Genomic DNA, 15153 nt, shown 5'->3' with positions numbered 1-15153 from the left:
GGGCAGAAGAAGAGACAAAAGCTCTGCTGTCAAGCGGGTGAGGAAACCCCACCCGCCTGCGCGGTGGGGTAGTTCATGGTTGCAGCTTGGCTTTCTTGGCCAGGCAAGGCACAACTTTTCCCCCGCAGAAGAGAAAGTTGGGTATGTTTTGAGGATCCCTTCCCCGTTTTTCATGTCCTACGCTCGCCGCTACTTGCGTTTTCCCTCTCCGATCTTGGGCCGGGAAATGGAGATGCTCCACTTTGGGCATCACGGCTACCCGCTCATCTGTCTGCCCACCAGCAACGGGCGTTTTTTCGACTTGGAAGATCGCGGCATTATCGCCAGCCTCGGCCATCATCTGGAACAGGGCTATTTGCAGGCTTTTTGCGTGGAAACCCTGGATTGGGAGACCTTGTTCAACCGCGAGCTGGACGTGCCCCAACGGCGGGATCGCTGGCTGTTGCTGGAGCAGCACTGGGTAGAAGAGCTGATCCCCTATGCCAAAGCAGAAGCACAAAATGACTTTCTGGTGGTGGCAGGCTTCTCTCTGGGGGCCACCCACGCCGTCAACCTCACCTGTCGGCACCCCGGCCTGGTGCGCCGTTGTCTGGCGCTGGGAGGGCCCTACGATGTGGCTGCTCTCGGCCCCATCACCGGCTGGGATCCCCAGCAGGCGGAGCAGGAGCTGTACTTCATCAACCCCTTGGCTTACATGTCCAACATGAGCCGACAACTCTGGGATCAACTGGGCGGGCAAAATACCGAGCTAAAACTGCTCACCGCCCACCGGGATCACTGCCTCAACGACAACCTGCGCCTGGCAGAAGTCCTCCGCCGCAACGACATCCCCCATCACCTGGAGGTGTGGGAAGGGGATCACGACTGGCCCACTTGGCAAGCCCAAATCCGCGCCTTCGCGTAGGATCCCTTGCAGAGGATTGAGAGAGCTTTTGACGAGGGAGCCTGGATGATCGAAGACTACTGGGTTGGCAGCCTGCACTTCAGCGAGCCTTTTGGGGACGACACCCTGGCCCGCCTCAACGCTCTTCCCCCCGTTCAAGCCCGCAACGGCCAAGCCTACAAGATCCGGGCGGAACATGTCACCATCCACGAGGTGAACCTGGATTACCGCACCAAGTACCGCCTCATCCTAGACCGCTTCAGCTATCTTTACCCCCAAGCAATTGGCCTGTTCATGGGCTTTGCCTTCAGGGGAGTATACATCATCAACAACCCCTTCAGCTTTTACTACTACTTGCGCAACAAAGATGCCGCCTACATGGTGGTCAAGGAGCTGGGGATCTCCATTCCAAAGACTTACATTCTACCTCCCAAGGAAGCTCCGGCTTTGAAAACAGAAGACTTTAAGTATCACAAGTTTTTCGATTGGCAGGGGATGGCAGAAGATCTCGGCTGGCCGATTGTCATCAAACCGGCGGAGGGACGGGAGGCCATCGGGGTCGAAATTGCCTATAACATGGAGCAGCTCCTCTACTTTTACGACCGCTCCGGATCCCAGGTGATGATGCTCCAGGAGAAGGTTAAAAGCCCCTATCCCTGGCAGATTCGCGCCCTCTGCATTGGCCGAAAGATCATCCCCATTAAATACATCTTTCGCAAGTTCGATGCCAGCGAGTATTTATTTGATCCAGAGTTTCTCACGCCAGAGATGGGCAAAAAAGTTATCGATACGTGCCGGATTATCAATCGGGCGTTGGGCTATGAAATGAACTCGGTGGAGCTGTTTATCGACGAGCAAGGGGAGCTGCAAGCCATTGACTTTAACAATCCGGTGCCCGATGGCCGCCTCAATGCTTTGGGGGAGATTTTTTACAACGATTACCAGCAGGCCCTTTGCGATTTGGTCGTAGATATTGTGCGGGAACAGCGGCCTTTCGACTTCTTGCCCCCAGATGTCAACCGCTTTGCCCAGATCGCCCGGCAGGCCGACCTCACCCGTGAGCAGAAGTTTCAGATGGCTCTGGAATTGGCCAACCACTACTACGAGCCCAGGGATCGCGAATAAAATACGTTAACACAAAGGCACTCTCTGGCGCCGGGTCGAGGAGCAGTTCTCTGTTTTCCAATCTTGTACATATTATGTGGGTTAAGCAGGCAAGCAAGCGCGGGGATCCTGTCCCGTGTTGAACTTAAAGGCGGCGGATCCTCTCTGCAAGGAGTATGGGGACAGCCAAGCTGACGCGGCTGCAGGGCGAGTTGGTCTATCTGGGCAGGCAAATGTCAACCGGCTTGAAATGGCGCTGGTGCCACGATATTCGCGAGATCCCGGCGGTTGCCTGGCACACTTTGCAGACGGAGCGCACCTCTCCTTTTTTGGAATACGAATGGCTGCACAGCTTAGAGGCTTCCGGTTGTGCCAGCCGCAACACGGGTTGGTTGCCCTGTCACCTGTTGGTGGAGTCGGGGGGGCAATTGATCGCCGCTGCCCCCTTGTATTTGAAAAGCCACAGCCAGGGTGAGTTTATCTTCGACCAAGAATGGGCTGCGGTTGCCGGCCAACTGGGGGAACGCTACTACCCAAAGTTGATCGGCATGGCCCCCTTTACGCCGGCCACCGGCTATCGCATTCTCGTCCACCCCGACTACTCGGCAGCAGAAGTGTGGCCGTTGATGTTGGCCATTATCGACCGCTTTTGCCAAGATAATGATATTTCGGTGTTTAGCTTACTTTATGTGGATTTGGACTGGCGGGCCCAATTAGAATCGGATGGATTGACGCCTCGAATCACCCACAACTACCAGTGGCACAACCCTGGCTACCGCTCTTACGAGGACTTTTTGAGCCAGTTCAATGCCAACCAGCGGCGCAACATTAAGCGGGAGCGGGCTGCGATGGAAAAAAGCGGCATACAACTCAAGATCTACACAGGAGAGGAGATCACGCCGCGCCTGCTCTCTCTCATGTATGATTTTTACAGCAACACCTGCGCTCAATTCTGGAACTGGAGCAAATATCTCAACCGCCGCTTTTTTGAATCTCTCTATCCCAACTATCGGCAGCGGCTGGTGCTGGTGGCCGGGGAACGAAATACAGAAATTGTGGGGATGTCTTTTTGTGTTCGTAAAGAAGATCGCCTATTCGGTCGCTACTGGGGCTGTCGGGAAGAGGTGAAGTTTTTGCACTTTAACGTTTGCTATTACGAGCCGATTGCCCTGGCCATCCGCGAAGGGATCCGCAACTTTGATCCCGGCGCCGGCGGATCCCATAAGATCCGGCGGGGATTTCCGGCTACGCCTGTGTACAGCTACCACCGTTTTTATCGACCACGGCTGCAACAGGTTTTGGTGCCTTATTTGAATCGGGTTAATCCTCTCATGTTGGCCGAGCTGGAGAATGTCAATCAAAATGAGGTCCCTTTTCGAGAGGATGTTTTGCCTTCTCTGTCTGCTTTGACCCAGGAATAAGCCACTCTAGCGAAACAGCTTAATGGAACAGCCGCTCCCTTCTGGTTTTCTGGATCCCGTTAAACCCGGCGATCTCCTATCCCTGGAGATCACGGATCTGACCCCCCAAGGAGATGGCATTGCCCACACGGCGGGACTGGGACAAGGGCGGGTGGTGTTTGTCTCCCAGGCGGTGCCGGGGGATCAGGTGGTGGCCCAGATCACCGAGATCAAGCGCAACTATTTGGTCGGACGAATTCGGTCGTTAATGACTCCCTCTCCCGAACGGGTGCGACCGGCCTGCATCGTGGCTGACAAGTGCGGTGGCTGCCAATGGCAACACGTCAGCTACGCTCAGCAACTGGCCACCAAGCAGCAGATCCTCAGGGATGCGCTGGAACGGATTGGCGGCCTTACCCTGCCGGAGCCTGTTCCCATTTTGGGATCCCCGCAGCCGCTGCGCTACCGCAACAAGGTCACCTACCCCATTGCCAAAGCGGCAGGCCAGCCGTTGCGCGTGGGCTACTACCAACGGGGCAGCCACCGCCTGGTGAACCTCAACCAATGCCCCGTGCAGGATGAGCGGTTGGACGTGTTCCTGAGGGAGATCAAGCGGGATCTCCAGGAAACGGGCTGGAACGTGTATGACGAAAGCCGCCACCAGGGCCATCTCCGCCACCTGGGCTTGCGCATCGGTCGCCGTACCCGCGAGGTGCTGCTGACCTTGGTCAGTTGCAGCCGCGACCTGCCCCATCTGGAAAGCTGGGCTGAACGCTGGATGCAGCGCTACCCCGACCTGGTGGGGGTCTGTCTCAATCTCAATCCGGCCCGCACCAACGCCATCTTTGGCCCGCAAACGGAGGTGATTGCCGGTCGGGGATCCCTGCGGGAAGAATTTGCCGGTTTTTCCCTCTGGATCGACAGCACCTCTTTCTTCCAGGTCAATACCGAGCAAGCGGAGGCCTTTTTTACCTGGATAGTCGATCAACTGAACCTGCGGGGAGAGGAGACCGTCCTGGACGCCTACTGTGGCATCGGCACCCTGACCTTGCTGCTGGCGCAACGGGCCAAACGGGTGATGGGGGTGGAAGCGTTGCCGGAAGCGGTGGCCCAGGCCCGCTACAACGCTCGCTTCAACAACCTCTCTGCTGTCCAGTTTTTCGAGGGCACGGTGGAACAGGTTTTGCCAACCCTGCCCCCTGCCGACATTGTGGTGCTGGATCCGCCGCGACGTGGCTGCGACCGCCAAGTGCTCGAGATCTTAAAGCTGCGACGGCCACCGCGCCTCGTTTACATTAGCTGTCACCCGGCCACCTTGGCGCGCGACTTACAAATCTTGCTGGCTGAGGGATCCTACCACCTAACCCAATGGCGAGCTGCCGACTTCTTTCCCCAAACCGGGCATGTAGAGGGAGTCGCCTTTCTGGAGCGGGTTTAAGGGCAACCCCAAAAACCTCTCTCCGCCTATCCCCCCTCTCCCTTTGGGAGAGGGGCTGGGGGTGAGGGCTGGGAGAGGGGCTGGGGGTGAGGGAGCGGATCTGTCACCGGGGAAGGTGCTCCAGCCGGAGGCGACAAATGCTAACGTCAAAATAGTGATCTTAAAGTTTTGCAACGGATCCCCTTGCCGTTACCCTAGCTTTTTCCTCCGCGATCTCGATGCTCAGAGCTGGAATTGTCGGCCTGCCCAATGTAGGCAAATCGACTCTGTTCAACGCCCTCTGCGAAAATGCCAAAGCCGAGGCGGCCAACTTTCCCTTTTGCACCATTGAGCCGAATGTGGGGCGGGTGGCGGTGCCGGATGAGCGCCTAGAGGTGCTGGCCAAGATCAGCGGCTCTGCCGAGATCGTCCCCAGCCAAATCGAGTTTGTGGATATTGCCGGGCTGGTGGCAGGGGCCAGCAAGGGAGAGGGGCTGGGCAACCAGTTTCTCTCCCACATTCGCCAGGTGGACGCCGTGGTGCATGTGGTGCGCTGCTTCCAGGACGAAAACATCGTGCATGTGGCCGGCTCGGTGGATCCTCTGCGGGATATCGGCGTCATCAACTTGGAGCTGGCCCTGGCGGATCTGGCCCAGATCGAGCGGCGCTTGGAACGGGTGCGCAAGCAGGCCAAATCCGACAAAGCTGCCCAAGCGGAGCTGCAGGCGCTGGAGAAGCTGCAGGCCGCTCTGGACGAGGGCAAACCGGCCCGGCTGGTGCCCCTCAGCCCGGAAGAAGAGCAGTTGATCAAAGGGCTGGGGCTGCTCACCCGCAAGAAGGTGATCTACGCTGCCAACGTGGCGGAAACGGATCTGGCCGGCGGCAATGCCTGGGTGGAGCAGGTGCGCCAGTTTGCCAAGGCGGAAGGGGCGGGCGTGGTGGTGGTCTCAGCCCAGGTGGAAGCAGAGCTGGTGGAGCTGCCCCCTGAGGAGCGACAGGCCTATCTGGATTCGTTGGGAGTGAAAGAAGGCGGGCTGAAATCCCTCATCCGGGCCACCTACGAGCTGCTGGGCCTGCGCACCTACTTCACCTCCGGCCCCAAGGAAACCCGCGCCTGGACGATCCCCGTCGGAGCCACAGCCCCCCAGGCAGCCGGCGTGATCCACTCCGATTTCGAGCGGGGCTTCATCCGGGCCGAGACGGTGGCCTATGCTGATCTGGTGGCGGCGGGATCCCTGAATGCCGCCAGAGAGAAGGGCCTGGTGCGCAGCGAGGGCAAAGACTACGTGGTGCAGGAAGGGGATGTGATGCACTTCCGCTTCAATGTCTAGGCTCATGTCCAGCTCCCCCTGCCTTTCTCTCAGGCAACCGGCTTTGCTCAGCACTGAGAATCTGCCCATACCCTGTAGGCCAAAAAACCTAGCCCCCTTCCGGCAAGGGATCCCAGCACAGCTCCGGTCTGGCCTGAGGAGGAGCTTTTTCCTGAGAGAACTGTTGACGCTGTAACGAAACATCACAATAATTGGACTAGATAAACAAATGTTTTAGGGATGTATTGATGGATCTGCTGCAATATAGCCCGATGGCCTGGGTTTACATGGCGATCTTTGCCTCTATCATTTGGTGCATCTGGGGTCGTTCGGAAGACGACATCATGTTCTAGAACGGGATGAGCTTCTCTGCCGGCTCAGGCCACCCCCCGCGCCTAAGCCGGTGGGAGATCTTCCCTGAGCTTGCTCCTAAAAGCTGGAGAGGCCAAAGCGCTTTATTGGATTTCAGGCAGGTGCAGAGCTTAGGCTGTAGTATCCTGAGCTACAGAAAAATGTCTCTGCTCCAGCAGCATAAGGCGACATGCTTGTTGCACGGGATCATGGTCTACTGCTTACACGTGTTACCGGCTTAACTTCTCGGCGTCCCCTGCCCAGGGCCGAACAGGTGGCCGAGGGCTACCGCCTCTCGTGGCGCGGGGTGGCGGTGATGGGGGTGCTGAATGTAACCCCTGACAGCTTCAGCGACGGCGGCCAGTGGGGATCCGTGGAAGCAGCCGTACAGGCAGCCAGGGCCATGGCGGCGGCGGGGGCCTTGATTGTGGATATCGGCGGCGAGTCCACCCGTCCGGGGGCGGAGCCGGTATCCGTGGAGGTGGAATGCGACCGGGTCTTGCCTGTGATCCGGGCCCTGGAAGGATCCGGGATCCCCATCAGCGTCGATACGCGCCGAACGGAGGTGGCGGCGGCGGCCCTGGCCGCGGGAGCGCACATCGTTAACGATGTCACCGGGCTGCGCGATCCGCAGATGATGCAGGTGTGCGCCGAGAAGGGGGTGCCGGCGGTGATCATGCACATGCGGGGAGAGCCGCGCACCATGCAGCAGCAGACCGACTACGACGACCTGGAGGGGGAGGTTTTTGGCTTTCTGCAGGCCCAGGCGGAGCGGGCTCTGGCGGCCGGTGTGCCCAGCGTGGTTTTGGATCCCGGCTTGGGTTTTGCCAAAACCGCCGAGCAGAATGTGGCCCTGCTCAAAGCCCTGCCACGGCTGGTTGCCTGCGGTTACCCCGTGTTGGTGGGGGCCTCCCGCAAAAGTTTTGTGGGCAAGCTGGCCGGCATCGCCGTGCCCAAAGAGCGGGATAGCGCCAGCGTGGCCGTGCATCTTTTTGCCGCCAGCCAGGGTGCTGCCTTGGTGCGAGTCCACAACGTCCCTGCTCATGTCTCCGCCCTGGCTGTTTGGGAAGGTCTCCACCGTGACCCAGGCTAGGTTGGTGCTGCAGGGTCTTGTCTTTCATGCCCGCCACGGCTACCGCCCTGAGGAAGCGGTTTTGGGCGGGCGCTTTGTGGTGGATGTGGAGATGCAGCTTTCCCTGGCCCCGATCCAGGATGACCTCTCTGGCACGGTGGACTACGCCCAAGTGTATGAGGTGGTGCGGCAAGAGGTGACCGAGCGGCGCTACCGCTTGATCGAGACCTTGGCAGACCAGATTGCCGAGCGGCTGTGGCAGAGCTATCCCCAACTGGAGGCCCTGACGGTGCGGGTGCACAAGCCCCAAGCTCCCCTGCCGGGGCTGTTTGGGGATGTCTACGTAGAGATCGACCGCTGGCGATCCGTCAGCAGATGAGAAGCCTCATGAATCCCGACCTGGCCTACATTGCCCTGGGCAGCAACCTGGGGGATCCGCTGCGGCAATTGCGCTCGGCTGGGCAGAAGTTGCTCAGGTTGGGCCAGGTGGTGGCTCGCTCCAGCCTCTACCGCAGCCCTGCCCAAGGGGGGCCAGCCGGCCAGCCCGACTACCTCAACGCCGTGGTGGCGTTGGATCCCTTTCCCCCTTACCAGTCCCCTCTGGAGTTGATTGGGGCGCTGCTGGCCATCGAGCAGGAGGCGGGGCGGGTGCGGCGCATCCGCTGGGAGGCCAGAACTCTGGATTTGGATCTGCTGGCCGTGGGCAACCGGATCCTAAATAGCCCCGAGCTGACGTTGCCCCACCCTCGCATGATGGAACGTGCCTTTGTCTTAGCTCCCTTGTGTGAGATCGCCCCCAACTGGCGTCACCCTGAGACGGGCGTCGGGGTCGAAGAGGCGCTGGTCAGTTTGGATCGATCCTGGCTGGAGCGCACGACCCTCGGCTGGGAGTAGAGAAGGGTTTGGTAAGCTGGTTACGGCTTTTGGCGAAAAGGATCCCATGGACGGCCTTCAACTCTGGCAGCACTACTGCAACTGGCTTTACTACCATCCCAGCCTGGAGATTTTCGTCGATATCAGCCGCATCCGCTTGACTCCTCCTCAGGTGGAAGCGCTGCGGCCTCGCTTTGCCCAGGCTTTTGCCGAGATGCAGGCTTTGGAAGCCGGGGCCATCGCCAACCCCGACGAAGGCCGCCAGGTGGGCCACTATTGGCTGCGGGCGCCGGAGCTGGCTCCCACCCCGGAGATCCGGCAGGCCATTCAGGATTGCATTGAGCAAGTGGAAACCTTTGCCCAACAGATCCATCGTGGAGCCATCCCGGCCAGCGGCGGGGGGCGTTTCACCGAGCTCCTCTGCATCGGCATCGGCGGCTCGGCTCTGGGGCCGCAATTTGTGGCCGAGGCCCTGGCTCCTCTGCACCCTCCTCTGAATATCCACTTCATCGACAATACGGATCCCGATGGGTTTGATCGGGTGCTGGGACGGCTGGCGGGCAAGCTGGGACAAACCCTGGTGATCACCACCTCCAAATCCGGCGGCACCCCAGAGCCGCGCAATGGCTTGGTGGAGGTGAAGCTGGCCTACCAAAAGGCCGGGATCCCTTTTTCTGACCATGCGGTGGCCATCACCGGGCCCGGCAGCCAATTGGAGCAACAGGCGCGGCAAGAGGGGTGGCTGGCGGTCTTCCCCATCTTCGACTGGGTGGGGGGACGCACCTCCGAAACTTCGGCGGTGGGCCTGTTGCCGGCAGCATTGCAGGGGATCGACATCCGGGCTTTGCTGGCCGGGGCCGCCACCATGGACGCAGCCACCCGCCTGCCCCACCTGGAGCGCAATCCTGCCGCCCTGCTGGCCATGGCTTGGTACATCGTCGGTCAGGGCCAAGGGCGCAAAGATATGGTGGTTTTGCCCTACAAGGATCGCCTGCTGCTGTTTAGCCGCTACTTACAACAGTTGGTGATGGAATCCCTGGGCAAATCCCATGATCTGAACGGCAACCGCGTGGAGCAGGGCATCGCCGTTTACGGCAACAAAGGCACCACCGATCAACACGCCTACGTGCAGCAGTTGCGGGATGGTTTGAACAACTTTTTTGTTACCTTCATCGAGGTGCTCCAGGATCGAGAGCCCGGGATCCCTTCCCCCTTCGTGGAGCCGCAGGTAACCAGCGGCGACTACCTGGACGGCCTGTTGCAGGGCACCCGCCAGGCCCTCTACGAAAACGGGCGCGACTCCATTACCGTGACGCTGCCACGGGTGGATGCCCGCTCAGTGGGGGCCTTGATCGCCCTCTACGAACGAGCCGTGGGCCTCTATGCTTCTCTCATCCGGATCAACGCCTACCATCAACCGGGGGTAGAGGCAGGCAAAAAAGCCGCCCGCGCCGTCTTGGAGCTGCAACGGCGGGTGCTGGAGACGGTACAGGCGCAGCAGGGATCCCTGACTTTGCCCCAGTTGGCAGAAAAACTAGGCTGCCCGGAGCGCATCGAAACCCTGTACTGGATTGTGCGGCACCTGCACGCCAACGGTCGCGGCGTGCTGTTGGTAGGGGATCCCGCCCGTCCCTCAGAGCTGACCATCCAGCCCCGGCCCGCCTGAGCCTGCTGTTTCGCAGATCGGGTGCAGAAGCTGGAGCCGGCCAATCTGTACCCCACCTTAAACCCTTCCCGGCCAGCCGGCCCATCTGCTTAGAATCGAGCAAGAGCCCGCTCCAGGAGGAGACCATGGATCAATCCACCGCCGTCCTGCCTTTGCAAACCCCGAAAGATGTCTCCATCGAGGATATTGAGCAGGAGCTGAACAAAATCTGGTCTTCTAAGGGAGAGAGCGTTGCCGCCCGCGCCGCCACCTTTACCCTAGTGGTCTATGAATCTCTGGACGACGCGCTGTTGCTGCCCTCCCCCACCGTCGAGGCCATTGCCACCCAGAACCCCTGTCGCGTCATCGACCTGCGAGCCAAACGGGCGGGATCCGCAGACGACACCATCGAGGCCCAGGTGGCCGCCTATTGTCCGGTAACTCGCGAGCAGCGCAGCTCGTTGGTCTGTTGCGAATACATCACCCTGAAGGCGCCGGAATCGGCCTTTGTGCGGGCCTGCAGCACCATCGCTTCCCTGCTGATCCCCAACTTGCCCACCTTTTTGTGGTGGCAAGGGGATCTGGACTTGAACAGCCTGCTGTTTCAAAAATTGGTGGCCCTCAGCAACCGGGTCATCGTCGATTCGCGCGGCTTTGTCAATCCAGAAGAAGATCTGCAGGAGATCCACCTCTTGGTCGGCGAGGGGCGCCACTGCGGGGATCTTAACTGGCGGCGGCTGCTGCCCTGGCAGGAACTCACCGCCCAAGCCTTTGACCCTCCCGACCGGCGGGAGTCCCTATACCTTGTGGATCGCGTGACCCTCGACTACAAAGCCGGCAATCCCTGCCAGGCGTTCCTTTTTTTGGGCTGGCTGGCTGGTCGCCTGGGGTGGACGCCCACAGAGCGGGTTCAGGCTCAAGAACACGATTACAAGATCGACCGCCTCTGCTTTCAAACCCAAACGGGCGGCCAGGTGATGGCGGAATTGGCCGCTGTGCCCTTGGCCTCGGAAATCAGCCAGCCGGGGGATCTCATCGGGCTGCGCCTCACCGCCAGCAATCAAGAAGCCAATGCCTGTACCGTGCTGTGTTCGGAAACCACAGGGTGTATGCGCATGGAAGCCATGGGGGGCGCTCAGAGATGTGTGATTCGCCAGGTGGCTCCCCTGGAGCAGAATTCCCTCGATACCCTGTTGGCTGCTGAGTTGCAGCGGCCCGGCCCCGACTACCTCTACGAAGAAACGCTGGGGGTGGTGGATCAGATGCTGAAGCTGGGCAAAAGCTGAGATCTGCTTCTGGTTCAAGGCAACTCCACCGATGTGGGCTTAGAAGCATGGGGCAGTCCCCACCCCAACTTCTCTCGCATGACGCGGAAAAACTCCGGTCGGCGTAGGCGCATCAGATCCGTCCAGTAAGGGGCACGCACCACCCGAATTTGGTCTTCCGGCAGGATGTAGCAGCCGGCATTCCCATCTACCACCAAAACCAGCGGCTGAGGAGTAACGGGGCTGATCCACACCTCCTCCGAATCGGGGAAGACCAAGGCCCGCGAGGCCATGGAATGGGGGCAAATCGGGATCAACTGCAAAACCGGCACCCCCGGCGTGATCACCGGCCCGCCCGCCGAGAGGGCATAGGCCGTCGAGCCGGTGGGGGTAGCCAAAATCACTCCGTCGGCAGCTACATCCAGGGGAGAGTGATCCCCAATGGTGATCTCGAAATGGCACATGCTGGTCAAAGGCTCCCGGTGCAGCACCATCTCGTTTAAGCTCAAGACCTCCCAGCGCAATTCCTGCCCTCGGTAGGCTTGCACCAGCAACATGCTGCGGCGATCCAGGGTGTACTCCCCGGCGATGGCGGCGCTGGCAGCCTCTTCTAGGTGAGAAAGGTAAGTCTCCGTCAAAAAGCCCAGGTGGCCTGTGTTCACCGCCAACAGGGGGATCCCTTTGGGGGCCAGTTGCCGCGCTGCTGCCAAGACGGTGCCATCTCCCCCCAGCACCACCGCAAATTTCATGGTCTCGTCAAATCCAGCCGGGGCCAGGCTATCCACTTTGGTCAGGCAGATGGGGCTATCGGGCTTGGCGTAGCCGAGGATGCCGCCCCAGTTGGGGGCCACACAGACTTCCCAGCCTTGTTCCTGAAACCAGCGGGAGAGGGCCTCGCTGCTGCGTTTGGCGGCGGGCTTGGCATCGTTGTAGAGGATCCCGGCTTTGGGCTTGGTCATGGGCGGTGGCAAGGCAGAGGTGCCAAAACTCTATCAGTTCTGTAGGCTCTTCTGCCGGCCAGATCGCCGACAAAGCGCTGCTCTATATTACAGGTAGGGAATTAGGGTTGAGGGGGGGTATGCAGGCGGTGATCTTGGCGGGCGGGAAAGGCACTCGCTTACGGCCTTTTACCTTTGTGCAACCCAAGCCTTTGCTGCCCCTTTTGGAGGTGCCTTTCTTGGAATGGCTGCTGGGGCGCTGCCGACGAGCCGGCCTGACGGACATTTTGCTCAGCGTGGGGTATTTGGGCCAACAAATTGAGGCTGCTTTGGGAGATGGCGCTGCTTGGGGGGTGAAGCTTCGCTACCTTGCCGAAGAGACGCCTTTGGATACAGCAGGAGCCCTGGTGCTGGCCCAGCCCTATTTCAGCGGGGATCCCTTGGTGGTCTTCAATGCCGATATCCTCACGGATCTGGATTTGCAGGCGCTCATGCAATGCCACCTGCAGAGCCAGGCCGTTGCCACCCTCACCCTCACCCGCGTGGAGGACATCACCGCCTATGGCCTGGTGGAAGTGGGGGAAGGGGGCCAGATCCAGTCTTTTCGGGAAAAGCCCACCCCTGCCGAAGCCCTCACCCTCACTACCAACACGATCAACGCCGGCACCTATGTCCTCGATCCGGCCATTTTCAAAGACTACCCCAGCGGGGATCCCCTCAGCTTCGAGCGGCGCGTCTTTCCTGATTTGCTCCGGCGAGGGCAACGAATGCAAGCCTACCTTCATGCAGGCTACTGGCGGGATCTGGGCACGCCGGCCAGCTACTACCACGGCCAACTGGACATTCTCTTGGGCCGGATGACGGATTTTCCCCTGAAGGATGTGGAAGAACAAGCGCCGGGGATATGGGTGCACAAAACGGCTGAGATCCATCCCAACGCCCAACTGCACGCCCCCTGCTACATCGGCGCCCACACCTGTCTGGGATCCCAAGCTCAAGTCCCCGCCGGCACCATCCTCGGCAGCCACAGTTGGGTGAATGGATCCCTGCAGCCGGGAGCCTATGGGTCAAGGGTCTTGGTAGTGTAGGTTAAGTGCCAGTTAAGTCCACAACCATCCACAACAAAGCCATCCAAAGATGGAGCTACCGCAAACCGGGGAACGCTGGGATCCCTACCTGGCTTCTGTAGCCGCTCGCTTCAACCGAGAGCTGGAAATGCAACTGGGTCGGCCAGGCTGGCAACTTCCCCCAGATCTGGAGCAACTGCCCTTTTGGCAAGCCCAGCAGCGAGATCATCTGCAAGAGCGCCTCGGGATCCCCTTTTGGCAGTTGCGTGCCCCCAAAAAACGGGAAGCCTGCCTGGATTTGGGCTGTGGGGTGAGCTTCCTGACCTATCCCTGGAACGATTGGCAAGCCCACTTTTACGGCCATGAGCTGAGTGGCGAGATCGTACGCTTTATTCGCTCGCGGGCACCTCAGCTCAACTCCAAGCTATTCAAGTCGATGCAACAGGGATCCGCCCACCATCTGGAAAACTACGAGCCGGAGCAGTTTGATCTGGCCATCGCCACCGGATTTTTGTACTACTACCCGATTGAGTACTTCGACGCGGTTTGGGCAGAGTTGCTGCGGGTGTTGCGACCGGCTGCGCCGGTGATCATCGAAGTGGTCAATCCTGACTCGGTGTGGGCAGAACAATGGGGTCTCATCGAGCTATTCAAAGGCACCGAACCGATTTTCACTTCCCTAACAGAGTGGGAGCGACGCATCGCAGACTTGGGGGGCAAAATTCAGAAACAGGCCGGTGGCGAACTGTTTACCACCTATTGGATTCAGCGCAAACCTTGACATGCTCATGAGCGGGAAAGTAGCCGAGCATTTGCAAGATATTGAGATAACTTTTATAGTCGTTTCAAATATCAATTATCAATGAAACAGTTTGCGGCGTCGTTATTGCTCTGCAACGCTGTCACGAACGCGCCAGCGGCGCGGAGCGCTATCCTGGCCCAGCCCCCCGGTTTACTATTCCCTCAGGAGAAGGGTGGGGAGTGGACAAAAAACCTGGCCCCAGACACAGCCAAAGCATCCTATACTGTTGCGGCTGTCCCAACAACGAGGAACCTGCCGCTTATGTCTGAGCTTCTCCCCTTGCCTTCGCTCCACAACCAGGTGGCGGTGGTCACCGGAGCCAGCCGGGGCATTGGCCGGGCCGTTGCCCTGCACTTGGGGGCGATTGGCGCCAAGGTGGTCGTCAACTACGCCCGCTCCGCCGCCGAGGCCGAGTCGCTGGTGCAGGAGATCGCCGCTCTGGGGGGAGAAGGGATGGCCGTGGCCGCCGATGTCTCCCAGCCGGCAGAAGTGGAGCAGCTCTTTGAGCAGGTGATGGAGCGCTGGGGGCGGGTGGACGTGCTGGTGAACAACGCCGGCATGGCCCGCGACACCCTGCTGCTGCGCATGAAGCCGGAAGATTGGCAGGCGGTGCTGGATCTCAACCTCACGGGGGTCTTTCTCTGCCTGAAGGCAGCCGCCAAGATCATGGTCAAGCAGCGGCAGGGGCGGATCATCAACATCACCTCGGTGGTGGGCCTGGTGGGCAACGCCGGCCAGGCCAACTACAGCGCCGCCAAAGCAGGGGTGATTGGTCTGACGAAGACAGCAGCCCGCGAGCTGGCCAGCCGCAACATCACCGTCAACGCCGTTGCCCCCGGCTTTATCACCACCCAGATGACCGAGAAGTTGGATCCCGGCCCTATCCTGGCGCAGATCCCCCTGGGGCGACTGGGATCCCCAGCGGAAGTGGCGGGGCTGGTGCGCTTTTTGGCGGCCGACCCGGCGGCAGCCTACATCACCGGGCAGGTTTTCGCCATCGACGGTGGCATGGTGATGAGCTGATCC

14 protein-coding genes are annotated in these 15153 nt (G+C 60.0%); 13 read left to right on the top strand and 1 reads right to left on the bottom strand.

Going from position 1 to position 15153, the window contains the following annotated elements; all coding sequences use genetic code 11:
• Nucleotides 1–172 precede the first annotated feature (172 nt).
• The 10 genes from NW858_RS14765 (at nucleotide 173) to NW858_RS14720 (ending at nucleotide 11341) form a co-directional block, all read left to right on the top strand.
• Nucleotides 173–904 carry an alpha/beta hydrolase-fold protein gene (locus NW858_RS14765; RefSeq protein WP_414337128.1) on the top strand — a complete coding sequence of 244 codons (732 nt, stop codon included), beginning with the start codon at nucleotides 173–175 and terminating at the stop codon, nucleotides 902–904.
• Nucleotides 905–949: 45 nt separating this feature from the next.
• The gene (locus tag NW858_RS14760) at nucleotides 950–2008 is read left to right on the top strand and encodes an ATP-grasp domain-containing protein (protein WP_414520766.1); all 1059 of its coding nucleotides are present in this window, start codon (nucleotides 950–952) and stop codon (nucleotides 2006–2008) included.
• Nucleotides 2009–2220: 212 nt separating this feature from the next.
• Nucleotides 2221–3408, top strand: a complete 1188-nt coding sequence (locus tag NW858_RS14755; RefSeq protein WP_414509663.1) for a GNAT family N-acetyltransferase — start codon at nucleotides 2221–2223, stop codon at nucleotides 3406–3408.
• A 22-nt stretch (nucleotides 3409–3430) separates the two neighbouring features.
• Nucleotides 3431–4825: a 23S rRNA (uracil(1939)-C(5))-methyltransferase RlmD gene (gene rlmD / locus NW858_RS14750; protein ID WP_414348808.1), complete on the top strand. Its 1395-nt coding sequence runs from the start codon at nucleotides 3431–3433 to the stop codon at nucleotides 4823–4825.
• A 218-nt stretch (nucleotides 4826–5043) separates the two neighbouring features.
• Nucleotides 5044–6135, top strand: a complete 1092-nt coding sequence (ychF, locus tag NW858_RS14745) for a redox-regulated ATPase YchF (protein WP_414334824.1) — start codon at nucleotides 5044–5046, stop codon at nucleotides 6133–6135.
• A 520-nt stretch (nucleotides 6136–6655) separates the two neighbouring features.
• Entirely contained in the window at nucleotides 6656–7558 is a 903-nt protein-coding gene (gene folP / locus NW858_RS14740) for a dihydropteroate synthase (RefSeq protein ID WP_414334823.1), read from the top strand.
• Nucleotides 7545–7916 (top strand): dihydroneopterin aldolase, encoded by a 372-nt coding sequence (gene folB, locus NW858_RS14735; protein ID WP_414334822.1) that lies wholly within the window; start codon nucleotides 7545–7547, stop codon nucleotides 7914–7916. The genes folP and folB overlap by 14 nt, the downstream gene beginning before the upstream one ends.
• Nucleotides 7917–7924: 8 nt before the next feature.
• On the top strand, nucleotides 7925–8431 hold the full coding sequence (gene folK / locus NW858_RS14730) for a 2-amino-4-hydroxy-6-hydroxymethyldihydropteridine diphosphokinase (protein ID WP_414334821.1): 507 nt from the start codon (nucleotides 7925–7927) through the stop codon (nucleotides 8429–8431).
• A gap of 46 nt (nucleotides 8432–8477) precedes the next feature.
• On the top strand, nucleotides 8478–10076 hold the full coding sequence (locus NW858_RS14725; RefSeq protein ID WP_414334820.1) for a glucose-6-phosphate isomerase: 1599 nt from the start codon (nucleotides 8478–8480) through the stop codon (nucleotides 10074–10076).
• A 125-nt stretch (nucleotides 10077–10201) separates the two neighbouring features.
• Nucleotides 10202–11341 carry a glucose-6-phosphate dehydrogenase assembly protein OpcA gene (locus NW858_RS14720; protein ID WP_414520765.1) on the top strand — a complete coding sequence of 380 codons (1140 nt, stop codon included), beginning with the start codon at nucleotides 10202–10204 and terminating at the stop codon, nucleotides 11339–11341.
• Between the two features lie 14 nt (nucleotides 11342–11355).
• Here the strand turns inward: NW858_RS14720 and NW858_RS14715 are convergent, their stop codons facing one another.
• Nucleotides 11356–12279, bottom strand: coding sequence for an NAD(+) kinase (locus tag NW858_RS14715; RefSeq protein ID WP_414334818.1), 924 nt, complete (start codon nucleotides 12277–12279; stop codon nucleotides 11356–11358).
• 119 nt (nucleotides 12280–12398) lie between these two features.
• Here NW858_RS14715 and NW858_RS14710 point away from each other — a divergent pair, with 119 nt between their 5' ends.
• The 3 genes from NW858_RS14710 (at nucleotide 12399) to fabG (ending at nucleotide 15150) form a co-directional block, all read left to right on the top strand.
• The gene (locus NW858_RS14710) at nucleotides 12399–13346 is read left to right on the top strand and encodes a sugar phosphate nucleotidyltransferase (protein WP_414334817.1); all 948 of its coding nucleotides are present in this window, start codon (nucleotides 12399–12401) and stop codon (nucleotides 13344–13346) included.
• 49 nt (nucleotides 13347–13395) lie between these two features.
• Nucleotides 13396–14106, top strand: a complete 711-nt coding sequence (locus tag NW858_RS14705) for a class I SAM-dependent methyltransferase (RefSeq protein WP_414520764.1) — start codon at nucleotides 13396–13398, stop codon at nucleotides 14104–14106.
• A 300-nt stretch (nucleotides 14107–14406) separates the two neighbouring features.
• Nucleotides 14407–15150, top strand: coding sequence for a 3-oxoacyl-[acyl-carrier-protein] reductase (gene fabG, locus NW858_RS14700; RefSeq protein WP_414348827.1), 744 nt, complete (start codon nucleotides 14407–14409; stop codon nucleotides 15148–15150).
• Nucleotides 15151–15153: the final 3 nt, after the last annotated feature.

It is taken from the genome of Synechococcus sp. H55.10 (assembly GCF_047502715.1).
In the GTDB taxonomy this organism is placed as follows: Bacteria; Cyanobacteriota; Cyanobacteriia; order Thermostichales; family Thermostichaceae; genus Thermostichus.
This window is presented reverse-complemented; position numbering and strand designations above follow the sequence as displayed.

Coding starts and splice junctions, on each gene's coding strand:
- NW858_RS14765 (WP_414337128.1), top strand. CDS start 173: ATGTCCTACGCTCGCCGCTACTTGCGTTTTCCCTCTCCGATCTTGGGC.
- NW858_RS14760 (WP_414520766.1), top strand. CDS start 950: ATGATCGAAGACTACTGGGTTGGCAGCCTGCACTTCAGCGAGCCTTTT.
- NW858_RS14755 (WP_414509663.1), top strand. CDS start 2,221: ATGTCAACCGGCTTGAAATGGCGCTGGTGCCACGATATTCGCGAGATC.
- rlmD (WP_414348808.1), top strand. CDS start 3,431: ATGGAACAGCCGCTCCCTTCTGGTTTTCTGGATCCCGTTAAACCCGGC.
- ychF (WP_414334824.1), top strand. CDS start 5,044: ATGCTCAGAGCTGGAATTGTCGGCCTGCCCAATGTAGGCAAATCGACT.
- folP (WP_414334823.1), top strand. CDS start 6,656: ATGCTTGTTGCACGGGATCATGGTCTACTGCTTACACGTGTTACCGGC.
- folK (WP_414334821.1), top strand. CDS start 7,925: ATGAATCCCGACCTGGCCTACATTGCCCTGGGCAGCAACCTGGGGGAT.
- NW858_RS14725 (WP_414334820.1), top strand. CDS start 8,478: ATGGACGGCCTTCAACTCTGGCAGCACTACTGCAACTGGCTTTACTAC.
- NW858_RS14720 (WP_414520765.1), top strand. CDS start 10,202: ATGGATCAATCCACCGCCGTCCTGCCTTTGCAAACCCCGAAAGATGTC.
- NW858_RS14715 (WP_414334818.1), bottom strand. CDS start 12,279: ATGACCAAGCCCAAAGCCGGGATCCTCTACAACGATGCCAAGCCCGCC.
- NW858_RS14710 (WP_414334817.1), top strand. CDS start 12,399: ATGCAGGCGGTGATCTTGGCGGGCGGGAAAGGCACTCGCTTACGGCCT.
- NW858_RS14705 (WP_414520764.1), top strand. CDS start 13,396: ATGGAGCTACCGCAAACCGGGGAACGCTGGGATCCCTACCTGGCTTCT.